Genomic DNA, 22,962 nt, shown 5'->3' with positions numbered 1-22,962 from the left:
GCCCGGCCTGGGTTCCTGACGCTTATCCCAAATCCGCCATCAACACCTTCGAACGACGCTGATAGTTGTACATCTCTTTCTTGGTTTCCGGCAGGGAATCAATGTCCACCGGCGTGAAGCCGCGCTCCTGGAACCAGTGAATGCTGCGGGTAGTCAGCACAAACAGCTTACTCAACCCCAGCTGCCGCGCCTGGAGTGCGATACGCTCCAGCAACACTTCGCCGCGCGACGAACTGCGGTAGTCAGGGTGTACCGCCACGCAGGCCATCTCGCCAATCTTCTCTTCCGGGAAGGGGTAGAGCGCCGCACAGGCGATGGTGAGGTTGTCGCGCTGAATAATGGTGAACTTGTCGATCTCCATCTCCAGCTGTTCGCGGGAGCGACGCACCAGGATCCCCTGCTGCTCCAGCGGGCGAATCAGTTCCAGAATGCCGCCGATGTCGTTGATCGTGGCGCGGCGGATCTGTTCGGCGCTTTCCATCACGATCTGCGTTCCGATCCCGTCGCGGGAGAACAACTCCTGCAGAAGGGCGCCATCTTCCTGATAGCTGATCAGGTGGCTGCGGCGCACGCCGCTGCGGCAGGCTTTGATGGCGCCGCGCAGGAAACGCACGGTACCAGAGTAGTAGTCGCCTTGCTCCTCAAGCGCCTCGACGCGCGCCTGGGCTTCGTTCGGGAACAGCTCGGAGACGATATTCCCCAGCTCGTTAGTGACACCCTGCGAGGAGCAGAAGCCGATCATTTTTTCTGCTTTCAGCTTAATCGCCAGCTGAGTGGCAATCTCTTCCGAGGTGAGGTTGAAGCTTTCGCCGGTCACCGAGACGGCAACCGGGCCGGTCAGCACAATCGCGCCGCCGTCGAGCTGGCGGTGGATCGCCTCTTCATCGATACGACGGATTCGACCGCTGTGGCAATAATCCACCCCGTCGTCCACCCCCAGCGGCTGAGCGATAATGAAATTGCCGCTCACCACGTTAATGTGTGCCCCTTGCAGCGGGGTATTGTTGAGACTCATCGACAGCCGCGCGGTAATGTCCAGCTGCAGCTGGCCGGCAGCCTGCTTAACCAGTTCCAGCGTTTTGGCGTCGGTGACGCGGGTGTGTTTATGGTAAATCGGCTCATGGTGATGTGCGGCCAGATTGGCTTCGATCTGCGGGCGAGCGCCATAAACGACGACAAGGCGAATTCCAAGGCTGTGCAGCAGGCCGATGTCATTGACAATGCTGGAGAAGTTCTCATGCTCAATGGCTTCGCCACCCAGCATAATGACGAACGTCTTCCCCCTGTGGGTGTTGATATAGGGAACAGAATGGCGGAATCCCTGGACCAGTTCGATTCTACGTTCCTTCACCACGGCACAACCCCTCAATGAATGTTTATTCGTAATTTTTGTATTTTTATTCGAATATGCACCTGCGTGCAAGCCAAACTTTTCTGCGAGGCAAATAAAATCCTCAGTGAAGTAATCGTTAACGCATGATTGTTTACCCTTTTAGGGATGACAGTTTATGCATCATTCGTTAAAGTTTTCGGTCAATTTGGACGTTATGAGAAGTTATTCGATATCTTTGCTCGGGAGAAGCATGTCGGGATCCAGTAAAGCATTAAGTCGTCGCCGCCTGCTACAAGGGGCCGGGGCAATGTGGTTGCTTAGCGTAAGTCAGGTAGGGCTTGCCGCCGTCAGTCAGGTCGTCGCGGTGCGTGTCTGGCCGTCTTCAACCTATACACGCGTGACGGTAGAGTCCAACCGGATATTGAAATATAAGCAATTCGCCCTGAGTAACCCGGAGAGGGTGGTGGTGGATATCGAAGGAGTGAACCTCAATTCTGTCCTCAAAGGGATGAGCGCCCAGATCCGGGGCGACGATCCCTACATCAAGTCAGCGCGGGTCGGGCAGTTTGATCCGAACACCGTGCGCATGGTCTTTGAACTGAAGCAGAACGTTAAGCCGCAGCTGTTTGCCCTGGCGCCCGTGGCGGGTTTTAAAGAGCGTCTGGTAATGGATCTCTATCCTGCCAACGCGACGGATATTCAGGATCCTTTGCTGGCGCTGTTGGAAGATTACAACAAAGGCGATCTTGAAAAGCAGGTTCCGCCTGCGCAAAGTGGTCCGCAACCGGGCAAAGCCGGACGGGATCGTCCGATTGTGATCATGCTCGATCCGGGTCATGGCGGGGAAGACTCCGGCGCGGTGGGCAAATACCGCACCCGGGAAAAAGACGTGGTGCTACAGATCGCCCGTCGCCTGAAGGCGTTGATCGACAGAGAAGGCAACATGCGCGCCTATATGACGCGCAACGAAGATGTCTTTATTCCGCTAAAAGTGCGCGTGGCGAAAGCGCAAAAGCAGCGCGCGGATCTGTTCATCTCTATTCATGCTGATGCTTTTACCAGCCGCCAGCCCAGCGGGTCATCGGTATTTGCGCTATCAACCAAAGGGGCAACCAGTACGGCGGCAAAACTGCTGGCAGATTCGCAAAACGCCTCTGACCTTATCGGTGGCGTCAGCAAGAGCGGCGATCGCTATGTCGACCACACGCTGTTTGATATGGTGCAGTCGCTGACCATCACCGACAGCCTGAAGTTCGGTAAAGCCGTGCTGGGTAGACTGGGTAGGGTTAATAAACTGCACAAAAACAGCGTCGAGCAGGCCGGGTTTGCGGTACTAAAAGCGCCGGATATCCCGTCGATACTGGTCGAAACCGCCTTTATCAGTAACGTGGAAGAGGAGCGCAAGCTCAAGACGGCCGCCTTCCAGCAGGAAGTGGCGGAGTCGATACTGGCGGGGATTAAAGCTTATTTCTCAGATGGGGCGACACTCGCCAGACGAGGCTAATCAGCCAGGCCGGGTTGACGCCCGGCAAAATGACAAACTTCAGATACAAAAAAACACCCGGAAGGGTGTTTATTGTTTTTAGAAGTGTTGGTTGCGGGGGCCGGATTTGAACCGACGACCTTCGGGTTATGAGCCCGACGAGCTACCAGGCTGCTCCACCCCGCGTCCGTCATTCTACTCTGTAGAATCTTACTTCTTTGAATTTGATTGGTTGCGGGGGCCGGATTTGAACCGACGACCTTCGGGTTATGAGCCCGACGAGCTACCAGGCTGCTCCACCCCGCGTCCGTCTTTTCGCTTCGTATTTCAAACCACATCTGCGTTGGCTTTCCTCGTTCACCTCAGTCACTTACTTGAGTAAGTTTCTAAGGCTTCACTGCGTCGCCGCCTTGCTGTGTTTCGAACTACTTCGCAAAAATTTTTACTGTCGTAGAAGATACTTCATCAAATTTTAATTGGTTGCGGGGGCCGGATTTGAACCGACGACCTTCGGGTTATGAGCCCGACGAGCTACCAGGCTGCTCCACCCCGCGTCCGTGGAAGCGCACTATACTCTGCTGACTTTTTGTTGCAACCCTTTTTCGTAAAAATCACCAAATTAGGTGTTGATTGTACGCTCTGGCGACAATTTGACTGTTTTTTATGCAAAATTTGCGTAAGGGGCGGTAATCGCATTTCATTACCCCTGCCGGTTTGTTATCTTCATTGCGCAGAATCGGGCAACTTAAAGACGGGATATAATGAAAGGACGTTGGGCGAAGTATCTGATGACGGGCGCGATGGTAGCCATTCTGGCTGCCTGCTCCTCCAAACCGACCGACCGCGGTCAGCAATATAAAGACGGGAAACTGACCCAGCCTTTCTCTTTAGTGAATCAGCCGGATGCCGTGGGCGCGCCCATCAACGGCGGTGACTTCGCAGAACAGGTAAGCCAAATCCGTACCGCATCGCCGCGGCTGTATGGTTCGCAGAATGCCGTGTATAACGCCGTACAGGACTGGCTACGCGCCGGGGGCGATACGCGCACCATGCGCCAGTACGGTATCGATGCCTGGCAGATGGAAGGCACCGACAACTACGGTAACGTCCAGTTTACTGGCTACTACACCCCGGTAGTGCAGGCGCGCCATACCGCCCAGGGTGAGTTCAAATACCCGATTTACCGCATGCCGCCAAAACGTGGCCGCCTGCCGTCCCGCGCCGAGATCTATTCCGGGGCGTTAAGCGACAACTACATCCTGGCCTACAGCAACTCGCTGATGGATAACTTCATCATGGATGTGCAGGGCAGCGGCTACATTGATTTTGGCGACGGCAGCCCGCTTAACTTCTTCAGCTACTCCGGCAAGAACGGCCATGCTTACCGCAGCATCGGCAAGGTGCTGATCGATCGTGGGGAAGTGAAACGCGAAGATATGTCGATGCAGGCGATCCGCGAGTGGGGCGAGAAGCACAGCGAATACGAAGTGCGTGAACTGCTTGAGCAAAACCCTTCATTTGTATTCTTTAAACCGCAAAACTTTGCTCCGGTGAAAGGGGCGAGCGCGGTCCCGCTGATTGGCCGTGCATCGGTGGCCTCTGACAAGACAGTTATCCCGCCGGGTACGACGCTGTTAGCAGAAGTGCCGACGCTGGATAACAACGGTAAATTCTCCGGCCAGTATGAACTACGTCTGATGGTCGCGCTGGATGTGGGTGGGGCCATCAAAGGCCAGCACTTCGACATCTATCAGGGGATTGGACCTGATGCCGGTCACCGCGCAGGCTGGTATAACCACTACGGGCGCGTATGGGTTCTGAAAAGCGCAGCAGGCGCGGGCAACGTGTTTAGCGGCTGAGTGTGGTAATATTGACGCCATGTTTTCCGGGGTGAGGGGTAACTCTCACCCTTTTTACATCTGAGGTCTTATGTCTGTGGTAATGAGCGAAGCCTGGCGCCAGCGTTTTGGTGGCACCGCGCGTTTATATGGTGAAAAAGCCCTGCAACTGTTTGCCGATGCGCACGTCTGCGTGGTCGGGATTGGCGGCGTTGGCTCATGGGCGGCGGAAGCGCTGGCACGAACCGGGATCGGCGCCATTACGCTTATCGACATGGATGATGTCTGCGTTACCAACACCAACCGGCAGATCCACGCCCTTCGCGACAGCGTCGGGCTGGCAAAATCCGAGGTGATGGCGGATCGCATTCGCCAGATAAACCCGGAGTGCCGCGTCACGGTGATTGATGATTTTGTGACGGCCGATAACGTCGCCCAGTACATGGGGGCGGGTTACAGCTACGTCATTGACGCCATCGACAGCGTGCGCCCGAAAGCGGCGCTTATCGCCTGGTGTCGTCGCAATAAAGTGCCGCTGGTCACTACCGGCGGAGCGGGCGGGCAGATCGACCCGACGCAGATTCAGGTCACCGATCTGGCAAAAACTATCCAGGATCCTCTGGCGGCCAAGTTGCGCGAACGTCTGAAAAGCGATTTTGGGGTAGTGAAGAACAGCAAAGGGAAGCTGGGCATAGACTGCGTCTTCTCAACGGAAGCCCTGGTCTATCCGCAGGCAGACGGTTCGGTGTGTGCCATGAAGAGCACCGCCGAAGGGCCAAAACGAATGGATTGTGCCTCCGGGTTTGGCGCGGCCACCATGGTGACCGCGACCTTTGGTTTTATCGCCGTGTCTCACGCCCTGAAAAAGATGATGGCGAAGGCGGAACGTCAGGCCTGACGCGCCGCCTCCAGCACCGCCTCGCTCAGCGCATTCAGTCCCTGGCTGCGCGAGGCGCTCAGTTGTCCGCGTAAACCCAGTTCATCAAACAGCGCCAGCGGGCTTTCGCCAAGGATCTGCGCAGCGCTTTTTCCCTCAATTGCCGTCAGCAGCACGGCCAGTAAGCCGCGCACTATGCGGCCTTCGCTGTCGCCATAAAAGTGCAGCTTCTCTCCAACGGGCGTTACCCCAAGCCAGACGCGGTTCTCACAGCCGGGGATCTCTTTTGCCTGTGCTTTTAGCTCATCAGACAGCGCAGGCAGCTGTTTGCCCAGCAGGATCAGCTGGCGATATTTGTCTTCCCACTGGCTCAGCGGGGCGAAGGTCTGTTTTAACGTCTCTTCCGTGATAACGGTGCCGAACGGGTGTCCGGCGAGGATTGGGCTTGTCATTCATCCACCAGTAAAGCAAGGGCGCGATCGACGGCGGCAACCAGTGCCTCGACATCGCTTTGGGTGTTATAGGGAGCAAACGAGACGCGCAGCGTACCGTTGACACCAAGCGCCGCCAGCAGCGGCTGGGCGCAGTGCTGCCCGGCACGCAGGGCAATGCCATAACCCGCCAGCAGGGTCACCATGTCGCTGTGATGCACCCCGGCAAAATCGAATGCCAGCAGGCTCGAGTCCTGGACGCGGAAAGAGCGAAAACCGGGGCGCTTTTTCAGCGCTTCTTCCGCCAGCGTCGCCAGCCCGCGGCTCCAGCTCTCGGCCTGCTGCAGATCGATATCCGCCAGCCACTCCAGCGCTGCGCTCAGGCCAATCACCCCGGCGACGTTTGGCGTCCCGGCTTCCAGGCGATACGGTACCGCCTGGGTTTTAAAGCCGTCGAAGGTCACTTCGGTGATCATCTTGCCGCCGCCTAGCCACGGCGTCATTTGCTCCAGCAACTCCGCTTTGCCGTACAGCGCGCCGATGCCGGTTGGGCCATACAGTTTATGCCCGGAGAAGGCATAGAAATCGATGTCCAGCTGCTGCACGTCTGCCGGGAAGTGCACGACGCCCTGTGCGCCATCGACCATCACCACCATGCCGCTGGCATGGGCAAGCTGGATGGCGCGGGCCAGATCCGGGCAGCCGCCGGTGACGTTGGACATCTGCCCCAGGGCAAGAATGCGGCTGCGCGGGGTGATCAATTCGGGGAGGCGGGTAACATCGGCTAAGAAATCTGCGCCGAGGGGTAACTTCACCACCCGCGCACCGGTCTGTTCAGCCACCATCAACCATGGCACCAGATTGGCATGATGTTCTGCCTCGCTGACGATAATCTCATCGCCCGGTTGCAGGCGTGGTCGGGCATAACACTGCGCTACCATGTTGATGGCTTCGGTGGTGCCCCGCGTCCAGACAATGTTTTTACCGCTTTCGGCATTAAGAAGTTGTGCGACCTGATCGCGGGCCGCTTCATAGCGCGCGGTTAAGCGTTGCGCCTCGGCAAACTGGCTGCGATGCACATTGCCTGCGCTCAGGCTGTAAAATTGGTGCGTGGCATCGATCACCGCTTGTGGCTTGAGGGCTGTCGCAGCGCTATCAAGATAGACACCGGCATCGGCCAGCGCCGGGAACTGTGCGCGGAAATGGGCAGGGCTGAATGCGTTCATTGAATTCCTCTTCATCGTGAATAGATCGTCGCGCAAATTTAGTGGAAGGGCAAGAAGGTTGATCTCTATCGGATTTGTCTGTTTATCCTGGCGTAACAGACGAAGCAGGTTATGCTGAAATAGAGTCAGGAGAATGTTTTAGCCTGTTATGAAACATGCTTTTAATAGCATTAATTGCTAAAGGAGATAAAGATGAAAAAGACTATCGCAATTGCCTCTGCTTGTATGCTTACTTTTGCCCTGAGCGCCTGTTCCGGTAACAACTACGTGATGCATACCAATGATGGCCGTTCAATCGTGTCGGAAGGTAAGCCACAAACCGATAATGATACCGGCATGATCTCGTATAAGGACGCAAACGGGAACAAACAGCAAATCAACCGTAGTGATGTGAAAGAGATGGTTGAGCTGGATCACTAACAGAATTGCAGACAAAAAAAAGCACCGCAATTGGGCGGTGCTACATTAATCACTATGGACAGACAGGGTAAATGTACAGGAAGTGAAAAATTGGTAGCGTAGCTACCGAGGTCTGAATCGCAGACCAATTGCAAACACAACAACACAACATCACAACCGTAAGCCAAAAGCCCTTCAGAACACGCATTCCAAAAAAAGCTTTTCGTTCCGGCTCAGGAAGTGCCGCCACTATAGGTATTTGCTGGTAGTTCCTCAACGGACAATTTATAATGGCTCAGATAAAAAAAACTAATAGGTTAAACGTTGTTTCCTGTTTGTTAAAAGCCGTTAACATCTAAGCCAGATAACCATGTCCAAGCGATTACCACCACTGAATGCATTACGTGTATTTGATGCAGCCGCCCGCCATTTAAGTTTCACGCGCGCGGCCGATGAGCTTTTTGTGACGCAAGCCGCAGTAAGTCATCAAATCAAGTCTCTTGAGGATTTTCTGGGCCTCAAGCTGTTCCGCCGCCGCAATCGTTCCCTGCTTTTGACCGAAGAGGGGCAGAGCTATTTTCAGGATATTAAAGAGATCTTTTCCCAACTGACGGAGGCTACCCGTAAGTTGCAGGCGCGCAGTGCTAAAGGCGCACTAACAGTAAGTTTATTGCCCAGTTTTGCCATTCAGTGGCTGGTGCCGAGGCTCTCAAGCTTTAACTCAGCTTATCCGGGAATCGACGTCCGAATCCAGGCCGTCGACCGTCAGGAAGACAAGTTGGCAGATGACGTCGACGTGGCGATTTTCTATGGTCGCGGCAACTGGCCAGGCCTGCGTGTCGAAAAATTGTACGCAGAATATTTGCTGCCGGTCTGCTCGCCTCTACTCTTAACAGGCGAAAAAGCGTTAAAAGCACCCGCCAATCTGGCGCAGCACACGCTTTTACATGATGCTTCTCGCCGCGACTGGCAAACTTATACCCGCCAGCTCGGTCTAAACCATATAAACGTGCAGCAAGGCCCCATCTTTAGCCACAGTGCAATGGTGTTACAGGCTGCCATTCACGGACAGGGCGTAGCGTTGGCAAACAACGTCATGGCGCAGTCCGAAATTGAGGCCGGCCGCCTGGTCTGCCCCTTTAATGATGTTCTGGTCAGCAAGAACGCTTTTTATCTGGTTTGTCATGACAGTCAGGCAGAACTGGGTAAAATAGCCGCGTTTCGCCAGTGGATCCTGGCAAAGGCGGCCAATGAGCAAGAAAAATTCCGCTTTCGGTACGAGTAACACTTTCTTTTGCGCGCAGGACGCGCATAACTTCAGGACAGAAACATGACCAGCCGTTTTATGCTGATTTTTGCCGCGGTGAGTGGCTTTATTTTTGTTGCCCTGGGCGCTTTTGGCGCACATGTCTTACGCAAATCATTGGGTGTGGTGGAGATGGACTGGATCCACACCGGTCTGGAATATCAGGCGTTTCATACTCTGGCGATCTTCGGGTTAGCCGTGGCGATGCAGCGTCGTATCAGTATCTGGTTTTACTGGAGCAGCGTATTTATGGCGCTGGGCACCGTGCTTTTCAGCGGTAGCCTGTACTGCCTTGCGCTGTCGCATTTACGCCTGTGGGCGTTTGTTACCCCGGTCGGCGGCGTCAGCTTCCTGGTCGGGTGGGTTTTAATGTTAATCGGTTCGTTCCGTCTGAAACGCAAGGGCGTTGTTCATGAATAAAGTTGTCTTATATTGTCGCCCGGGCTTTGAAAAAGAGTGTGCCGCGGAGATCACTGATAAAGCCGCGAAGCGCGAAGTGTTTGGTTTTGCCCGTGTGAAAGAGAATTCGGGCTATGTCGTTTTTGAATGCTACCAGGCAGATGATGCAGAAAAACTGGTTCGCGACTTGCCGTTCACCTCGCTGATTTTTGCCCGCCAGATGTTTGTCGCGGGTGAGCTTCTGAAAGACCTTCCACCTGAAGATCGCATTACGCCGATTGTTGGCATGTTACAAGGCGTGGTGGAGAAGGGGGGCGATCTGCGCGTTGAAGTTGCAGATACCAACGAAAGCAAAGAGCTGATGAAGTTTTGTCGTAAGTTCACCGTGCCGCTGCGCGCGGCATTACGTGACGCGGGCGTATTGACCAACTACGAGACACCAAAACGTCCGGTGGTGCATATCTTCTTTATCGCCCCTGGCTGCTGTTATACCGGTTATTCGTACACCACCAATAACTCACCGTTCTTTATGGGCATCCCACGTCTGCGTTTCCCGGCGGATGCACCCAGCCGTTCAACGCTGAAGCTTGAAGAGGCGTTTCACGTCTTTATTCCTGCTGATGAGTGGGACGAACGCCTGGCAAACGGTATGTATGCGGTCGATCTCGGTGCCTGTCCGGGCGGCTGGACCTATCAACTGGTGAAACGCAACATGTGGGTTTCCTCCGTCGATAACGGCCCGATGGCGCAAAGCCTGATGGATACCGGGCAGGTCACCTGGCTGCGTGAAGATGGTTTCCGCTATCGTCCAACCCGCAACAACATCTCGTGGATGGTGTGCGATATGGTAGAGAAACCGGCCAAAGTGGCGGCCCTGATGGCCTCCTGGTTAGTGAACGGCTGGTGTCGTGAGACCATTTTTAACCTCAAGCTGCCAATGAAAAAGCGCTATGAGGAAGTTTCGCAGAATCTGGCCTACATTCAGGAGCAGATGGATGAGCACGGTATTAACGTGGTTATTCAGGCGCGCCAGCTGTACCACGATCGCGAAGAAGTCACCGTGCATATCCGCCGCTGGTGGGCTGCCGTCGGTGGGCGTCGCGACGAGAGGTAATACAGGTTCCCTTACTCTACCCCTCTCCCACCGGGAGAGGAGATCGTGACCCTAGGCCCGGTAAGCGTAGCGCCACCGGGCATGAGTTCAAACGCGATCTAACCTGAGCTGCTGCAAATTCCCGTCCAGCTGTAAATCCGTCTGCAACCGCGCCACATCCCGGCAGATAAATGCCATCTCTTTATGCACTTCCAGCTTTTTGCGCCACTTCTCCGGCACCTCATTCAGGTGGGCGTAAATTCCTTCCAAATCCTGAAAATCGGTGAGTAGCTGGGCCGCACTTTTCGGGCCAATGCCTGCCACACCCGGCACCTTTGAGCTGCTGATCCCCGCCAGCCCCCAGTAGTCCGGTAGCTGCTGCGGCGAGACGCCAAACTCACCGGCAATGAAAGGGGCATCGAGCCAGCGTTTCTGGAAATAATCGCGGATGCGAATGGTAGGGGAAAGCAACTGACAGTAACCCTTGTCCGTCGAGACAATGGTGGCCTGATGCCCAGCGCTGGCCACTTTTACCGCCAGCGTGGCGGCCAGATCGTCGGCTTCGTTGCCCTGGGCACCCCAGCAGGGAACCCCGCGCTGCTCAAAGGCGGCGCGGATGGTGGGCATTTCGGCGTGCAGATCGTCCGGCATAGGTGCGCGTCCGGCTTTGTAATCCGGCAGACGCTGATGTCGCCAGCCGCTGTTACGCGCTTCATCGTCAAATACGGCGACCACGTGGCTGGGCTGACTGTGGCGAATAAGCTGCTCCAGCGCATGCAGGCAGGTATCCTTGCAGGGCGTACCCTGAACCGCGTGGATGCGCCGGATAAGGTTCAGCGCGTCGACAATAAGCAAATGAACGGCCACAGATTTTCTCCCTTCTGTTCAGTCAAATAAGGGTAACACTGTCGGCAGGGGGAAACTACGTGTGGCGGGGCATTCGGGAAGGAGCCTCGCAAAACAAGGCTCCTTTTTAGGCTTAATCGCAGGTGACAATCTTCATCGCCAGACCACCGCGGGAGGTTTCGCGGTATTTGGCGTTCATGTCTTTCCCGGTTTCATACATGGTTTCGATCACTTTATCGAGGCAGACACGCGGTTCACTGGTACGGCGCAGCGCCATACGCGCGGCGTTGACCGCCTTCACAGAGGCAATCGCGTTACGCTCGATACACGGCACCTGCACCTGGCCGGCCACCGGATCGCAGGTCAGACCGAGGTTATGCTCCATCCCGATCTCTGCTGCAATGCAGACCTGCGCCGGGCTTCCGCCCAGCAACTCGGCAAGACCCGCAGCCGCCATAGAGCAGGCTACGCCCACTTCACCCTGGCAGCCCACTTCCGCGCCGGAGATGGAGGCATTCATCTTGTACAGCGAGCCAATGGCGCTGGTCACCAGCAGATAGCGAGCCAGTGAGTTAGCATTCACTTCACGGATGAATTTGTCGTAATAGGCCAGCACCGCCGGAACGATACCGCAGGCACCGTTAGTCGGCGCAGTGACCACGCGGCCACCCGCGGCGTTCTCTTCGTTCACTGCCAGCGCGAACATGTTGATCCAGTCCACGACCGCCATCGGATCGCTGGTGGTTTTATCACTGCTGACCAGCATACGGCGCAGGGCTGCAGCACGACGTGGAACGCGCAGTTTGCCTGGCAGAACGCCCTCGGTGGTGATACCGCGTTCAATACCGCCGCGCATGACCTCCCAGACGCTGGCAAAGTGCTGTTCCAGCTCTTCTTTGCTGTGCAACGCCAGTTCGTTTTGCATCATCAGGCCGGAGAGTGACAGACCGCTTTCCTGGCAATGGCGCTGGAGATCGGCCGCCGATTTATACGGATAAGGCACTGCCACAGGCGCGTCGTCGCTCTGTCCAAAATGATCTTCGTCGACGATGAAACCGCCGCCGATGGAGTAATAGGTTTGGCTGTAAATTACCTTGTCGCCTGCCAGCGCGGTGATGCGCATGCCGTTTTCGTGCAGCGACAGGTTGTCGGCATGGAAATTCATGCAGCGATCAACCGGGAACTCAACTTCGTGTTCACCTTTTGCCAGCATCAACCGACTATGGGTATTAACGTCCTGGATAAACCCAGGAATGGCGTCAATATCGACGCTATCTGGCAGGTTACCCGCCAGACCCATAATAATGGCGATATCGGTATGGTGACCTTTGCCGGTCAGCGACAGGGAGCCGTAAACATCCACCACCACACGGGTCGTGTCGTGCAGCATACCGCGCGCAATAAGATCGTCCGTAAACTGTTTACCAGCTTTCATTGGCCCGACGGTGTGCGAGCTGGAAGGGCCAATACCAATTTTGAAAATATCGAAAACGCTAATCATGATGCGTCCGTTGTTTTACGTATTGGGAGAAGAGTGCGCCGTCCGAAGACGGCGCGGGAGGAATTAAGCGAACAGCGAGAAGAAGATAGCGGAAATAGCAATCAGACCCATAACCACAACGAAGACGTTGCTGATCTGGCCGCTGTATTTACGCATTGCTGGCACTTTCTGAATCGCGTACATCGGCATCAGGAACAGGATCATCGCGATAACCGGGCCGCCCAGGGTTTCGATCATGCCGAGGATGCTCGGGTTCATGGTCGCAACCGCCCAGGTGGTCAGCAGCATGAACAGCGCAGTGATTTTGTTCAGTTTGTTGATTTCAATGCTCTTGCCTTTACCGCGCAGAGATTTAATCACCATGCCGTTAAAGCCTTCACGTGCGCCCAGGTAGTGGCCGAGGAAGGATTTAGTAATCGCGATAATGGCGATGATAGGTGCCATCCAGGCAATAACCGGTGCATTAAAGTGGTTTGCCAGGTAAGAGAGAATCGAGATGTTCTGTGCTTTGGCTTCTACCAGATCCGCCGGGGAGAGGCTAAGTACGCAGCTGAAAACGAAGAACATTACGGTGATAACCATCATCACGTGAGCGCGAGCCAGGATGCTGGAACACTTCTTCTCGGCGCCCTGACCGTACTCTTCACGCTTCGCCACGGCGAAGGAGGAGATGATCGGGGAGTGGTTGAAGGAGAACACCATCACCGGAATAGCCAGCCACAGAGTCATCCACAGGTCGTTGCCGCTAGCAGATGCGCTGCTCAGGGACAGGGTTTCCAGCGCTGCGCCGTTCCACTGTGGGATCAGGTAGCAGGCCAGCACCATCAGAGCGATAACGAACGGGAACACCAGCACGCTCATCGCCTTCACAATCATCTGCTCACCGAAGCGCACGATGGTCATCATGCCGACGATCAGGATCAGCGACAGAATGGCGCGCGGTGGCGGGGTCATGCCCAACTGGTGAGTCATGAAGCTGTCAACGGTGTTGGTAATCGCCACGCTATAAACTAACAGGATTGGGTAGATAGCAAAGAAGTAGAGCAGGGTAATCAGTTTACCGGCACCCACACCGAAATGTTCTTCAACAACTTCGGTGATGTCTTCGCCCGGATTCTTACCAGAGAGCACAAAACGGGTCAGGCCGCGGTGTGCAAAGTAGGTCATCGGGAAGGCGATGATTGCCATGATGATCAGCGGAATTAAGCCGCCCACACCTGCGTTAATAGGAAGGAAAAGAACACCAGCGCCGATTGCTGTGCCGTACAGGCCAAGCATCCACATGGTATCTGTTTTACGCCATCCACTTCGGGTTTCAATCGAAGCAACGGTGCTGGTTTGAGTGGTTTCCATCTGTGTCTCCAGGAAGTAGCTAATGTCAGGTTTCTGGTCAAATTTGGTGCAAAAAGGGCTAATCGTAATATGAAATTCGCTCAGCGACGGTTTTTATATAATTTTTCTCCGTAACTATCGGCGGGCGGAAAGATACATTTTAGTAATGGATCTATCAGTGATCCCGATCTCAAATGCGATAATCTACTTATGAAGTGGGTATCTTTAGACCATTTATCTGCTAAGAAAACGTCATGACGAATTTCTGGGCGCGAAGGCTACCATTAACGATATGGAACGAGATAGATCCCGTTGAAAGATAGGAGGCATACGCTGTAAAAGCGGTGGTTTAGAGGATTTTTTCATGCTTTAGGGCAGTTAGGGCTGATAAATCGCGCTTTAGAAAAGTGAGTAATCGTTTGCGTTAAGGGGCGTAATCGTCAAAAGATAAGTTACGGTGATACGGCAAGCGAAGCCATGTGACTGAAGGCAATAAAAAAGCCGGGAGGCAAAGGGCCATTCCCGGCGGGAGCAGGTGCCTGGCATAGGTGCCTGGCAGGGGGTTACGCAGAAATCTCGTAACAGGGGATATAGGCAGAGCCTGGAAGCTTCATACGGTGCTGGGCGACAAAGCCCTGCAGCAGATCGTCCATGCGGCGCATCATGTCGCGGTCACCATGAATTTTATACGGGCCAAACTCTTCAATGGCCTGGATACCCACCTCTTTCACGTTACCCGCAACGATGCCTGAGAAGGCGCGACGCAGATCGGCAGCCAGTACTTCAACAGGCTGATCGGGATAGAGTTTCAGGTTGGCCATGTTTTCGTGCGACGGCTCAAACGGGATCTGCAGGTCCGGTGAAATGCGGATCGACCAGTTAAAGCTGTAGGCATCCCCGGTATCGCGGCGGTTCTCTTTCACCAGCGGCATGGCCTTTTTCATCAGGCGGGCGACTTCTGCAGCATCATCAATAATGATGCGATAGTGTCGGCGCGCCGCCTCGCCCAGGGTATGCACGATGAACTCATCCAGTACGCGGAAGTAGTCCGCGCTCTCTTTCGGGCCGGTCAGGATCAGCGGTAGCACCTGATCCTGGTTGGCCGGATGCATCAGTATACCCAGCAGATAGAGCAGCTCTTCAGCCGTCCCTACGCCGCCCGGGAAGATGATAATCCCGTGCGCGATACGGACAAACGCCTCAAGACGCTTCTCGATGTCCGGCATAATGATCAGTTCGTTGACCAGCGGGTTCGGCGGCTCAGCGGCAATGATCGACGGCTCGGTCATCCCGATGAAGCGGCCATCTTTGTAGCGCTGTTGGGCATGACCCACCGCTGCGCCCTTCATCGGCGCTTCCATCGCGCCTGGACCGCAGCCGGTGCAGATGTTCAGCTCGCGCAGACCCAGTTGGGTACCCACGCGACGGGCATAGAGATATTCGGTTTCATTAATGGAGTGACCACCCCAGCACACGACCATGCTTGGGGCTTCGCCTACGTGCAGGGCGCGGGCGTTACGCAGAATGGAGAAGACCAGGTTGGTAATATGGGCCGAGCTTTCCAGGTTCAGATGCTGGAAACGACCGGCGTTACTGATCTGGCCATTCACAAACAGAATGTCGCGCAGCACGGCAAACAGGTTGGCCTGCAACGCACGAATAATGCGCCCGTCAACAAAGGCATCTTCCGGCGGGTTAATCAGCTCCAGCTTCACGCCACGTTCACGGCGCAAGACGTTAATATCAAAGCTTTCAAAGCGGGACAGCAACTCTTTGCTGTTGTCAGTGAGACTACCGGAGTTCAGAACGGCAAGTGAACAGTTGCGAAACAGTTGATAAAGATCGCTGCTGGCCGTGCTCTTGAGCATGTCCACTTCCAGCTGCGATAACATGTCCATTGAGCCAAGCGGGCTTATATGTGTAATCAAGTGAGCTCCTTACGGGACGTTTATCGTCTTTCCCTGTTGATTACAATAGCCCTGGCTTATGACCTTTAACAACCCAAAGCGCGGAACGAACCGCGCATATTGTGAATTTATTTCTCTTACTGGCGGACTAAACGACCGATCGCCGGGACAAAATCGCTGTTGCTGCGCCACGGATTAATATCCAGCCCACCGCGGCGGGTATAGCGGGCATAGACGCTCAGCGTCTCTGGCTGGCAGAACTGCAGAATATCGTTAAAGATGCGCTCCACGCACTGTTCATGAAACTCATTGTGGTTACGGAAGGAGACCAGATAGCGCAGCAGCTTTTCACGATCGATTTTAGCGCCGCGATACTGGATTTGTACCGAACCCCAGTCAGGCTGGTGGGTGATGAGGCAGTTGGATTTCAGCAGGTGGCTGACCAGCGTTTCCTCTACCACTTTGCCGCTGGCGGCATTTTCCAGCCAGGCGGTATCAAACTGATAGTTGTCGATTTCTATCTCCTGCTCGTCAATGCAGGTGCCGTGGAAGTGGGCGATGGGCTGACCTTCCAGCTCGTCAATGCGGTAGAGGGCAACGGTCACTTTTCCCTGCGCACAGGCGCTTAAGTCGCGTTCCAGCGTGTGTTGCACCGCTTCCCAGCTGTCAAAGCGGGTCTGGTTGAAGCTGTTGAGATAGAACTTGAAGCTTTTAGACTCCACCAGATTCACGCTGGTGTAATCCAGTTCAACGTGACCCACCGCCACCTGCGGTAAACCGCGAGCGTTAAGCCAGGAAAGCTCGTACAGCGTCCAGATATCGCCGCCATGAAAGGGCAGGGCGTCCGCTTTCAGGCCCAGCGGATCGCGGTTGAGACTACGCGGCACGCCCTGTAACAGACTGGCATCGTAGGTGTCGCGGTAGGCGGTGCTTTTGCCCAGGGTTAAACCCGATAAGGCATCATGATTTTCGTAAGACATGTTTCGTTGTCACTTTAAAGGTAAACTATGGCGCTGAGTGTATCCTGACTTATATGAAGAGAGAAACCGGTGGATAAAGAGACTGCTGCTGCCTTAACCGCGTTTACGGCGCGATACTGTGACGCCTGGCATGAACAAAAAGGCACATGGCCTCAAAGCGAGGCGCTGTATGGCATCCCATCACCTTGTATTATCACCTCTTCCGGGGATACGGTACTCTGGCAACCCCAGCCCTTTACCGCGGAGCAGAGTGTAAAGGCGATTGAACGCGCAATGGACATTGTGGTACAACCTGCGATCCACGCGTTCTACACCACACAGTTCGCCGGGGATATGTACGCTCGCTTTAATAACGAGATGCTGACCCTGCTGCAGACCTGGAGTGAAGATGATTTGCTGCGCGTGCAGGAGAACCTGATTGGGCACCTCGTGACCCAGAAGCGCCTGAAGTTATCGCCAACGCTCTTTATCGCCACGCTCGACAGCGAAATGGACATCCTCTCTGTCTGCAACCTGACAGGGAACGTGGTAAAAGAGACGCTGGGTACCCAGAAACGCCAGGTCCTCTCTGACTCTCTTACGGATTTTCTCAACCTACTACATCCCGTCGTGTAATCCTGAATACCACTGCGCGTGTGAGAGATCTCTTACAAAGCTTGTAAGAGATCGGCGTTATTACTGCTAAACCCAATATATTATGCTGGCAAAGAAGCCATTGTTTATCAGTGTGTTGACTGCTTATATGCCAGAAATAAGATGAAACATCTGTTTAATTTGCTTTACGGAGTACCTTGTAAGACGAAGCGGAATAGAGGATTCTATGTCCGTCGACAGGAAGCCGACACGAGAAACGAACATTAGGATGATGGCGTTTCTTACTCAGGACACGTCAGGAAGGCGTTACAAGGAAGGCTTCAGGACGAAGCAAGAGGATAACGCAGGATGCGTTGAAGGACACCTCCAGGAAGGAGAATGAGAGCCGGTACGGATGTCCGGTGGGTCAGGGAGACCCGGACGTTTCAGGATGAAACAGTCACATCAGGATGATGTGCGCAGGATGCAGCGGTCAAAGGAAGACCAGACCTTCGGGTCAGAGGAAAAGTTGTCATGGATGAGCAGGGAGCACTAAAAGTAGCTGGATTGCTGCGAAACGAACCGGGAGCACTGTTTTTACAGTGCTCCCTTTTTTTATTTCTGCGTGGTCTTTGCTATGCTGCCCGCCGTTCAGATTTTCCCTTGAGGTTTTCATGACGCAACATGACCACGTGCGTGCGCAGCTGCACGCTATCGAAGCTTTATTGCGCGATCATCAACTGTGGCAGGAGACGGCGCCGCAGCCTGAGGCGTTTGAGAGTACGCAACCTTTCTGCATGGATACCCTGGAGCCGTTTGAATGGCTGCAATGGGTGCTCATCCCCCGCATGCACGCCCTGATTGAGGGCGGGCATCCGCTGCCACAAAGCTTTGCCGTCGCGCCCTACTATGAAATGGCGCTGGATGCGGCCCATCCCTCCCGTGAGGCGGTGCTGGCGGCATTGCTGGCGCTGGATACGCTCTTTGGCGACGAAGCATGATTGAGATCCTTTATCAGGATGAGTGGCTGGTTGCGGTCAATAAACCCTCCGGCTGGCTGGTACACCGCAGTTGGCTGGATCGCGATGAAAAAGTGGTGGTGATGCAGACGGTGCGCGACCAGATTGGTCAGCATGTCTTTACCGCTCACCGTCTCGACAGGCCCACTTCCGGCGTACTGCTGATGGGATTATCCAGCGAAGCCGGACGACGTCTGTCGCAGCAGTTTGAGCAGCATCAGATCCAGAAACGTTATCATGCGATTGTCCGGGGCTGGCTGACCGAGGCCGCGACGCTCGATTATCCGCTGATCGAAGAGCTGGATAAAATCGCCGACAAATATGCCCGGGATGACAAAGAGCCGCAGCCTGCGGTAACGGATTATCGCGGCCTGGCGACCACCGAAATGCCTGTTGCCACCAGCAAGTTCCCCACCACGCGCTACAGCCTGGTCGAGCTGGAGCCGAAAACCGGGCGTAAGCACCAGCTACGACGCCATCTTTCGCATCTGCGCCATCCCATCATCGGTGACAGTAAGCACGGCGATCTGCGCCAGAACCGCAGCGCCGCCGAGCACTTCGGCTGTAACCGTCTGATGCTGCACGCCAGCCAGTTGGACCTGGTTCATCCTTTTACCGGCGAGCCGCTGACCATTCGGGCTGGGCTTGATCCAGTGTGGATGCAGGCGCTGTCACACTTTGGCTGGCGCGGGCAACTCCACGAAAATGAAAGGGTTGAGTTTGATCCCGCCAACGTTCAGGATGAACGTTAATTGCATTCATTGAGGGAGTAAACCATGGCTGTGGTCGGAATTTTTGTCGGTACGATGTACGGCAATTCGCTGTTGGTGGCCGAAGAAGCTGAAGCAATCCTCTCGGGAATGGGCCATAAAGCCACGGTCTATGAAGATCCCGAGCTGGCCGACTGGGAAAAATACCAGGGCCAGTATGCGCTGGTGGTCACCTCGACAACCGGGCAAGGCGATCTGCCGGACAGTATCGTACCGCTGTTCCAGGGCATTAAAGATAAGCTGGGTTACCAGCCTGAGATGCGCTACGGCATTATTGCACTTGGGGACAGCACCTACGCCAATTTTTGCGGTGGCGGCAAGCTGTTCGATGCCCTGTTACAGGAGCAAAGTGCTCAACGCGTGGGTGAGATGCTGATGATCGATGCCTCTGAACACCCCGAGCCGGAAAGCGAATCTAACCCCTGGGTTGAACAGTGGGGCACATTGTTAAAATAAGTTTCTGCCCTCCCTGTAGCGGAGGGCAAAAACTCGTTGCCAGTTAACAAAGCGACCTTACACCCAGTTTAAGGCCATTGAATCGATTAAGCCCTGGGCAATTGCCTGTAAATCCCTGCGTAAAGTGCGGCTATTAGCAGGCATTTTCACTGCGTCAAGCGACCTGTTTCACACTCCCGTCAATCCCTCTCTTCAGCTCGCCGTTTACCGGTAAGCAGTTTTCATTTCCGTGAAGTCTCTTCCATTAGCCTGGGCTTTTGCCACAAACAACCGCACAGGGCTGTACCAATGTTGTGTTGTTGCACGGTGAGGGGGGCCTGGATCCTTACTTATACTTTTTCCGCCAGTTAATAAAAATGCAGTCAGTAAGGCATAAGACCTCAACGTTCAAAACTGCAAAAACACATACACGTCATTCTGATTACCCTACCGGTTGTGCTGTTCAGAATGAACGTAGCGATAAAAGCTATGATTCAGGAGTGCAAGAATGAGTTCATTAAGCCAGGCGGCGAGCAGCGCTGAAAAGCGCACCAACGCTCGCTATTGGATAGTGGTGATGCTGTTTATCGTCACATCCTTTAACTATGGCGACCGTGCCACCCTGTCGATTGCCGGTTCCGAAATGGCAAAAGATATCGGTCTGGATCCGGTCGGAATGGGTTATGTTTTCTCCGCATTTTCATGGGCCTATGTTATCGGCCAAATTCCTGGCGGTTGGCTGCTTGACCGCTTCGGCTCAAAACGCGTCTACTTCTGGTCCATCTTTATCTGGTCCATGTTTACCCTGTTACAGGGCTTTGTCGATATCTTTAACGGCTTTGGCATTATTGTCGCGCTCTTTACCCTGCGCTTCCTCGTCGGGCTGGCAGAAGCGCCATCCTTCCCGGGTAACAGCCGTATAGTGGCAGCCTGGTTCCCGGCACAGGAGAGGGGTACGGCGGTGTCCATTTTTAACTCCGCACAATACTTCGCTACCGTGATCTTCGCCCCTATCATGGGCTGGCTGACCCACGAGGTGGGCTGGTCACACGTGTTCTTCTTTATGGGCGGTCTGGGTATTGTCATCAGCTTTGTCTGGCTGAAAGTGATCCACGAGCCGAACCAGCATCCGGGCGTAAACCAGAAAGAGCTGGATTACATCGCCGCGGGCGGCGCGCTGATCAATATGGATCAGGTGAAAAGCAAAGAGAAAGTGCCGTTCAGCCACAAGTGGGGACAGATCAAACAGCTGGTTGGCTCCCGCATGATGGTGGGGATCTACCTTGGTCAGTACTGCATCAACGCCTTAACCTACTTCTTTATCACCTGGTTCCCGGTCTATCTGGTACAGGCGCGCGGCATGTCAATTCTGAAGGCCGGGTTTGTGGCCTCGGTTCCGGCAATCTGCGGCTTTGTTGGCGGCGTACTGGGCGGGGTAATTTCCGACTGGCTGATGCGTCGTACCGGTTCACTGAATATCGCCCGTAAAACGCCAATCGTGCTGGGCATGTTGCTCTCCATGTCGATGGTAGTCTGTAACTACGTTGATGCCGAGTGGATGATTATCGGCTTTATGGCGATGGCCTTCTTCGGTAAAGGTATCGGAGCCCTGGGCTGGGCGGTGATGGCAGATACCGCGCCGAAAGAGATCAGCGGCCTGAGCGGCGGTCTGTTCAATATGTTCGGTAACATCTCCGGGATCGTCACGCCAATCGCTATCGGTTATATCGTCGGCACGACGGGTTCGTTTAACGGAGCGCTGATCTACGTCGGAATTCACGCTCTGGTGGCGGTACTGAGCTACCTGGTGCTGGTGGGCGATATCAAACGTATCGAACTGAAACCTGTCGCGGAGCGTTCATGATGAGTACGCAATCAAGCCCAATCGTCACCGAAATGAAGGTGATTCCGGTTGCCGGTCAGGACAGCATGCTGCTGAATATCGGCGGCGCACATAACGCCTGGTTTACCCGCAATATCGTGGTGCTTACCGACAGCGCCGGGAACACCGGCGTCGGGGAGGCCCCCGGCGGCGAGGTGATCTATCAGACCCTGGTGGATGCCATTCCGCAGGTGGTGGGTCAGGAGGTGGCGCGGCTGAACAAAGTGGTACAGCGCGTCCACAAGGGCAACCAGTCTGCCGATTTCGATACCTTCGGCAAAGGGGCCTGGACATTTGAACTGCGGGTCAATGCCGTGGCGGCGCTGGAAGCGACGCTGCTGGATCTGCTGGGCAAAGCGCTGAACGTACCGGTGTGCGAACTGCTCGGGCCGGGCAAGCAGCGTGATGCGGTCACCGTGCTGGGTTATCTCTTCTACCTGGGCGATCGCACCAAAACCGATCTGCCTTATCTGGAACGTTCGCCAGGCAGCCACGACTGGTATCACCTGCGCCATCAGGAGGCGCTCTCCAGCGAGGCGGTGGTTCGTCTGGCAGAGGCGGCGCAGGATCGCTACGGCTTTAAAGATTTCAAACTGAAAGGCGGCGTTCTGCCGGGCGAACAGGAGATTGACAGCGCCCGCGCCCTGAAAAAACGTTTCCCGGATGCGCGCATTACCGTTGATCCCAACGGCGCCTGGTTGCTGGACGAGGCCATCGCACTGTGCAAAGGCCTGGGCGATGTCCTGACCTACGCCGAAGATCCGTGCGGTGCCGAACAGGGCTTCTCTGGCCGTGAGGTGATGGCAGAGTTCCGCCGCGCCACCGGCCTGCCGGTAGCGACCAACATGATTGCTACTAACTGGCGCGAGATGGGTCATGCCGTCATGCTGAACTCAGTGGACATTCCGCTGGCCGATCCGCACTTCTGGACGCTCTCCGGGGCGGTACGCGTGGCGCAACTGTGCGACGACTGGGGCTTAACCTGGGGTTGCCACTCTAACAACCACTTCGATATCTCGCTGGCGATGTTCACCCATGTTGGTGCCGCTGCACCCGGCACGCCAACGGCTATCGACACCCACTGGATCTGGCAGGAAGGCGAAGCGCGCCTGACCAAAAATCCACTCGAAATTAAACACGGCAAAATTGCCGTACCGGATGCACCGGGACTTGGCGTGGAGCTTGACTGGGATCAGATCCACAAAGCCCACGAAGCCTATAAGAAACTGCCCGGCGGCGCGCGTAATGACGCAGGCCCGATGCAGTACCTTATTCCCGGCTGGACATTTGACCGTAAACGCCCGGCGTTTGGTCGCCACTGATTAAAGGATT

Annotated in this window: 21 protein-coding genes and 3 tRNA genes; 13 read left to right on the top strand and 11 right to left on the bottom strand. The window is 55.1% G+C overall.

What is annotated here, in order from left to right:
• Positions 1–22: 22 nt before the first annotated feature.
• Positions 23–1,354, bottom strand: coding sequence for an amino-acid N-acetyltransferase (gene argA / locus ACF8PE_RS22625; RefSeq protein WP_059307275.1), 1,332 nt, complete (start codon positions 1,352–1,354; stop codon positions 23–25).
• 229 nt (positions 1,355–1,583) lie between these two features.
• Between argA and amiC the strand changes: the two genes are divergently transcribed.
• Positions 1,584–2,837 carry an N-acetylmuramoyl-L-alanine amidase AmiC gene (gene amiC / locus ACF8PE_RS22620; protein WP_032613732.1) on the top strand — a complete coding sequence of 418 codons (1,254 nt, stop codon included), beginning with the start codon at positions 1,584–1,586 and terminating at the stop codon, positions 2,835–2,837.
• An 88-nt stretch (positions 2,838–2,925) separates the two neighbouring features.
• On the opposite strand, the gene ACF8PE_RS22615 is transcribed toward amiC, so the two are convergent.
• The 3 genes from ACF8PE_RS22615 to ACF8PE_RS22605 all read right to left on the bottom strand — a co-directional run bounded on the left by ACF8PE_RS22615 (position 2,926) and on the right by ACF8PE_RS22605 (position 3,370).
• Positions 2,926–3,002 (bottom strand) — tRNA-Met (locus tag ACF8PE_RS22615).
• Between the two features lie 43 nt (positions 3,003–3,045).
• A tRNA-Met gene (locus ACF8PE_RS22610) sits at positions 3,046–3,122 on the bottom strand.
• A 171-nt stretch (positions 3,123–3,293) separates the two neighbouring features.
• Positions 3,294–3,370 (bottom strand) — tRNA-Met (locus ACF8PE_RS22605).
• A gap of 207 nt (positions 3,371–3,577) precedes the next feature.
• On the opposite strand from ACF8PE_RS22605, the gene mltA reads away from it, so the two are divergent.
• Together mltA and tcdA are read left to right on the top strand one after the other, a co-directional pair.
• Entirely contained in the window at positions 3,578–4,675 is a 1,098-nt protein-coding gene (gene mltA, locus ACF8PE_RS22600) for a murein transglycosylase A (RefSeq protein WP_032613730.1), read from the top strand.
• 70 nt (positions 4,676–4,745) lie between these two features.
• A complete protein-coding gene (tcdA, locus tag ACF8PE_RS22595) occupies positions 4,746–5,552 on the top strand; it encodes a tRNA cyclic N6-threonylcarbamoyladenosine(37) synthase TcdA (RefSeq protein WP_106994438.1) in 807 nt (268 codons plus the stop codon).
• On the opposite strand, the gene csdE is transcribed toward tcdA, so the two are convergent.
• On the bottom strand, positions 5,543–5,983 hold the full coding sequence (csdE, locus tag ACF8PE_RS22590) for a cysteine desulfurase sulfur acceptor subunit CsdE (RefSeq protein WP_103792576.1): 441 nt from the start codon (positions 5,981–5,983) through the stop codon (positions 5,543–5,545). The two genes, tcdA and csdE, sit on opposite strands and share 10 nt — an antisense overlap.
• Positions 5,980–7,188: a cysteine desulfurase CsdA gene (gene csdA, locus ACF8PE_RS22585; RefSeq protein ID WP_059307278.1), complete on the bottom strand. Its 1,209-nt coding sequence runs from the start codon at positions 7,186–7,188 to the stop codon at positions 5,980–5,982. The genes csdE and csdA overlap by 4 nt, the downstream gene beginning before the upstream one ends.
• Before the next feature lie 192 nt (positions 7,189–7,380).
• Here csdA and ACF8PE_RS22580 point away from each other — a divergent pair, with 192 nt between their 5' ends.
• From ACF8PE_RS22580 to rlmM, 4 genes are all read left to right on the top strand, one after another.
• Positions 7,381–7,608 (top strand): YgdI/YgdR family lipoprotein, encoded by a 228-nt coding sequence (locus tag ACF8PE_RS22580; protein WP_032613722.1) that lies wholly within the window; start codon positions 7,381–7,383, stop codon positions 7,606–7,608.
• A 349-nt stretch (positions 7,609–7,957) separates the two neighbouring features.
• Positions 7,958–8,872, top strand: a complete 915-nt coding sequence (gene gcvA, locus ACF8PE_RS22575; protein WP_032613720.1) for a glycine cleavage system transcriptional regulator GcvA — start codon at positions 7,958–7,960, stop codon at positions 8,870–8,872.
• A 45-nt stretch (positions 8,873–8,917) separates the two neighbouring features.
• Positions 8,918–9,313, top strand: a complete 396-nt coding sequence (locus tag ACF8PE_RS22570; protein ID WP_032613718.1) for a DUF423 domain-containing protein — start codon at positions 8,918–8,920, stop codon at positions 9,311–9,313.
• On the top strand, positions 9,306–10,406 hold the full coding sequence (gene rlmM, locus ACF8PE_RS22565) for a 23S rRNA (cytidine(2498)-2'-O)-methyltransferase RlmM (protein WP_032613716.1): 1,101 nt from the start codon (positions 9,306–9,308) through the stop codon (positions 10,404–10,406). Before ACF8PE_RS22570 ends, rlmM begins: the two co-directional genes overlap by 8 nt.
• An 87-nt stretch (positions 10,407–10,493) precedes the next feature.
• Here the strand turns inward: rlmM and xni are convergent, their stop codons facing one another.
• The 5 genes from xni to queF form a co-directional block, all read right to left on the bottom strand.
• Positions 10,494–11,252 carry a flap endonuclease Xni gene (gene xni, locus ACF8PE_RS22560; protein ID WP_059307279.1) on the bottom strand — a complete coding sequence of 253 codons (759 nt, stop codon included), beginning with the start codon at positions 11,250–11,252 and terminating at the stop codon, positions 10,494–10,496.
• Between the two features lie 112 nt (positions 11,253–11,364).
• Positions 11,365–12,732 (bottom strand): L-serine ammonia-lyase, encoded by a 1,368-nt coding sequence (locus ACF8PE_RS22555; protein WP_032613712.1) that lies wholly within the window; start codon positions 12,730–12,732, stop codon positions 11,365–11,367.
• Positions 12,733–12,795: 63 nt separating this feature from the next.
• Positions 12,796–14,085 (bottom strand): HAAAP family serine/threonine permease, encoded by a 1,290-nt coding sequence (locus ACF8PE_RS22550; RefSeq protein WP_392495312.1) that lies wholly within the window; start codon positions 14,083–14,085, stop codon positions 12,796–12,798.
• A gap of 542 nt (positions 14,086–14,627) precedes the next feature.
• Positions 14,628–15,992: a nucleotide 5'-monophosphate nucleosidase PpnN gene (gene ppnN, locus ACF8PE_RS22545; RefSeq protein ID WP_032613708.1), complete on the bottom strand. Its 1,365-nt coding sequence runs from the start codon at positions 15,990–15,992 to the stop codon at positions 14,628–14,630.
• A gap of 116 nt (positions 15,993–16,108) precedes the next feature.
• Positions 16,109–16,951, bottom strand: coding sequence for an NADPH-dependent 7-cyano-7-deazaguanine reductase QueF (gene queF, locus ACF8PE_RS22540; RefSeq protein ID WP_392495311.1), 843 nt, complete (start codon positions 16,949–16,951; stop codon positions 16,109–16,111).
• Positions 16,952–17,020: 69 nt separating this feature from the next.
• Between queF and syd the strand changes: the two genes are divergently transcribed.
• The 6 genes from syd to ACF8PE_RS22510 all read left to right on the top strand — a co-directional run bounded on the left by syd (position 17,021) and on the right by ACF8PE_RS22510 (position 22,952).
• Positions 17,021–17,566 carry a SecY-interacting protein gene (syd, locus tag ACF8PE_RS22535; protein ID WP_059307281.1) on the top strand — a complete coding sequence of 182 codons (546 nt, stop codon included), beginning with the start codon at positions 17,021–17,023 and terminating at the stop codon, positions 17,564–17,566.
• Positions 17,567–18,198: 632 nt separating this feature from the next.
• Positions 18,199–18,525 (top strand): YqcC family protein, encoded by a 327-nt coding sequence (locus ACF8PE_RS22530; RefSeq protein ID WP_032613701.1) that lies wholly within the window; start codon positions 18,199–18,201, stop codon positions 18,523–18,525.
• On the top strand, positions 18,522–19,295 hold the full coding sequence (gene truC / locus ACF8PE_RS22525) for a tRNA pseudouridine(65) synthase TruC (RefSeq protein ID WP_032613699.1): 774 nt from the start codon (positions 18,522–18,524) through the stop codon (positions 19,293–19,295). Before ACF8PE_RS22530 ends, truC begins: the two co-directional genes overlap by 4 nt.
• 24 nt (positions 19,296–19,319) lie before the next feature.
• Positions 19,320–19,769 (top strand): flavodoxin, encoded by a 450-nt coding sequence (locus ACF8PE_RS22520; RefSeq protein ID WP_077227394.1) that lies wholly within the window; start codon positions 19,320–19,322, stop codon positions 19,767–19,769.
• Between the two features lie 487 nt (positions 19,770–20,256).
• Positions 20,257–21,612 (top strand): galactarate/glucarate/glycerate transporter GudP, encoded by a 1,356-nt coding sequence (gudP, locus tag ACF8PE_RS22515; RefSeq protein WP_144839357.1) that lies wholly within the window; start codon positions 20,257–20,259, stop codon positions 21,610–21,612.
• Positions 21,612–22,952, top strand: coding sequence for an enolase C-terminal domain-like protein (locus tag ACF8PE_RS22510; protein WP_392495310.1), 1,341 nt, complete (start codon positions 21,612–21,614; stop codon positions 22,950–22,952). Before gudP ends, ACF8PE_RS22510 begins: the two co-directional genes overlap by 1 nt.
• Positions 22,953–22,962: the final 10 nt, after the last annotated feature.

This window comes from Leclercia sp. GLN_9, from assembly GCF_043105735.1.
Classification (GTDB): Bacteria; Pseudomonadota; Gammaproteobacteria; order Enterobacterales; family Enterobacteriaceae; genus Enterobacter; species Enterobacter adecarboxylatus.
Note: the sequence above shows the minus strand (reverse complement) of the source record. Positions and strands in the feature narration are given on the sequence as shown.